At 39.9% G+C, this 2,596-nt stretch carries 3 protein-coding genes; all 3 read right to left on the bottom strand.

Annotation, left to right across the window (positions count from 1 at the left end; translation table 11 throughout):
- Nucleotides 1-65: 65 nt before the first annotated feature.
- Nucleotides 66-515: a DUF1569 domain-containing protein gene (locus tag ACOVQ4_RS06260; protein WP_421819796.1), complete on the bottom strand. Its 450-nt coding sequence runs from the start codon at nt 513-515 to the stop codon at nt 66-68.
- A gap of 228 nt (nt 516-743) precedes the next feature.
- On the bottom strand, nt 744-2,096 hold the full coding sequence (locus ACOVQ4_RS06255; RefSeq protein WP_421819795.1) for a glycoside hydrolase family 28 protein: 1,353 nt from the start codon (nt 2,094-2,096) through the stop codon (nt 744-746).
- Nucleotides 2,097-2,173: 77 nt separating this feature from the next.
- Nucleotides 2,174-2,596, bottom strand: a 423-nt coding sequence (locus ACOVQ4_RS06250; protein WP_421819794.1) for a GNAT family N-acetyltransferase, incomplete at its 5' end; no start/stop codon positions are given.

The following is a 2,596-nucleotide window of genomic DNA, read 5'->3' as shown; positions in this document are numbered from 1 at the left end:
CCATCGTTATTTGGTTAAAATCTTGGTGAATCCATTCGTTTAATGGCAACAAGTTTAACAAAGGGTTATAAATAACTGATTTCAGAAAAGTGATTAGCAATGTGCATAGCGAAGTATTGATCGTATTCCTCTTTACTTAATTCTCCAAAAAATAAGTGTGGTTTTAGGGGACCATTAAACTGTTTAAATTTCAGTATCGAAGCCCTCAGAATGGCGATGCCCTCAGCGGCACTTCCTTCATACGTGAGTTCGGGAGAACCTGGTACGGGAGCGGCTAAGTCGTGGCTCATGTAGCCCTGTTTTAAAAACTTGAAAATAGCCAACTTTCCTACAGTCAGCTGTAGCCACTTGGGCTTGCTTGTTGGGTAGCCACTCATCGAATATTCGATAGTTTGTGCGCAATGTTGCAAGATTCTATATACAGACCAGTTACTTGTCTGAATGGTTTTTGCTTGAGCAAGTGCTTCCAGTTCGGAAAGAACTTCGTCAAGATTTTTTAGGGAAATCGTTGTCATGAGTAAAACTTAGTTGATTGTAATGAAGTAAATTAAGTGCTAAGAAATAAAAAAAGTTCAGTTACACCTAAAAGATGTTAAATGATTTGTGCCTTATTGAAAAAACGACGTGTTTTGAAGAAATAAACGCTATCAAATTATGAAAAGAACAGATGAATTGCTTGAAGAGTTATTGAGGATATTAGCCCGATAAAGTTGTACAAACCTTATCAGGCTTTTCAAGTTGTCCTACTTCACAAACGAAGGGGCAACGGCTTTGGGGCCAATGTTGATTTCGTTCATAAAAACATTTTCTGAATTAGTAATAGTTAAAGGACTTTTGGCAGTTTGAATGCTGATATTGCTGAAATACAGGTTTTTAACCTTTTTTGTCGGGAAGCCTTGTACCACAATGCCGTTATCGTTTGCCTTCTCGCAACTAATGTTGGTAAAGTAAGCGTTTGAAATAGCAGAAGGGAAATTACTTCCTTCGCTCATGTAATTAGAGGTAACAAACAGGCAGTCTTCCACCTCTTTAAAGGCGATGTTTCGGGCATAAATCTGCTTGATATAACCGCCTCGATCAGCATTGGTTTTGAAATAAATACCTCTCTTGAGATAGCCCCAAGCCTTACAATTTTCTATAAAAACATGATGAACTCCTGCCGACATTTCACTCCCTAAAACGAGTGCGTGTAAGCCTTTAAACTGACAATTGCGGATGATAATGTTGTGGCTTGGCATGGTCGCATTGCTTCTACCTTCGTGGTCTCTTCCTGATTTTACAGCGATGTTATCGTCGCCATTATCGAAGGTTACTTTTTCGATTAAGATGTTTTTGGAATATTCGGGGTCAATGCCGTCGTTGTTTTTGTTGTGGGCATGATAACTGACTCCTCGAACGGTAATACTTTGCGATTGTAACAGGTGCAAACACCAAAAAGGGGAGTCCTCAATACGGATGTTTTCGACCAAAATATTTTTACATCTAAAAAATTGAATCAACTGCGGACGTAGAAAATGCCCTTGTCCGAACTGACGCTTTTCGAGTGGAATGTTTTTGTGGTTCATCTCCCGACTAAGCATTTTATCGGCATTTTCTTGTGCTTTGAAACTATTCCAACGCTGACTTCCTTCGCCGTCGATGATGCCTTCGCCTGTGATGGCGATATTGGTGCAATTGATGGCGTAAATCAAAGGGCTGTAATTGTAAAGGAGTGTTCCTTCCCAGCTAGTGAGTACATTGGGATAGTAAATGGGGTTGTCGCTAAACCGAATTTTTGCCCCTTTAGATAACTCCAGACGGACATTGCTCGTAAAATGAATAGGCCCATTAAGCGTAAATATTCCCGCAGGAACTACAATAGTTCCACCTTGATGCTGTTTGCATAGAGCCATTGCCTGATCAAAAAAAGGCTTATTGTCACTAATAGAATCGCCTTTTGCTCCAAGTGTTTGTAGCTCAATGCGGTAGTTTGGGATTTTGGGAAGCTGAATGCTCTGCTCAATGCGGTGCATGGTGGCTTCTGGGAAACTAGCGGTTTGAGCCAAAATATGCAGTGTGCTTAAAATAACAAGGACTAAACTCGTAAACGTTTTCATATCGGAAAGGTATTTGAATATGGAAAATGTTGTAAAATAAAGTCCTTCGTTGCACTTATCCGTTATGGTTTACCCTATTATTTTTCACTCACTAAGTCCTTAAACATTATGTACGTATCCACTAAGCCCAGTTGTTGATGTCTGAATCCTTTAGGAGTTGTACCGATAATCTTGAAACCTGCTTTTTGCCATAGCTTTACGGCTGCGGTGTTGGTGCTGATGACAATGTTGAATTGGATGCCTAAATAGCCTTTTTCTCTAGCAAATTGAATGGAATGTTCACATAAAATGTTACCAATTCCTTTGCCATGATGTTGTGGGTGAACCATATAGCTACCATTGGCAATGTGGTTTCCTAAGTCGATTTGGTTGGGTTTAATAATGTATGTTCCCACAATTTCGTCCTGCTCATTTACGACTACAAAACCGTCCATATAGTCTGCAAACCAATGTTGCTGAAGTGCTTCTTTAGGCGTGTTAGGGTCAAAAACGTAGGTGTC

The organism is Flectobacillus sp. (assembly GCF_049240685.1).
Taxonomy (GTDB): Bacteria; Bacteroidota; Bacteroidia; order Cytophagales; family Spirosomataceae; genus Flectobacillus.
Note: the sequence above shows the minus strand (reverse complement) of the source record. Positions and strands in the feature narration are given on the sequence as shown.

Bases quoted from the DNA above. Each gene is read 5' to 3' on its own strand.
- ACOVQ4_RS06260 (WP_421819796.1), bottom strand. From the start codon at position 515: ATGACAACGATTTCCCTAAAAAATCTTGACGAAGTTCTTTCCGAACTG.
- ACOVQ4_RS06255 (WP_421819795.1), bottom strand. From the start codon at position 2,096: ATGAAAACGTTTACGAGTTTAGTCCTTGTTATTTTAAGCACACTGCAT.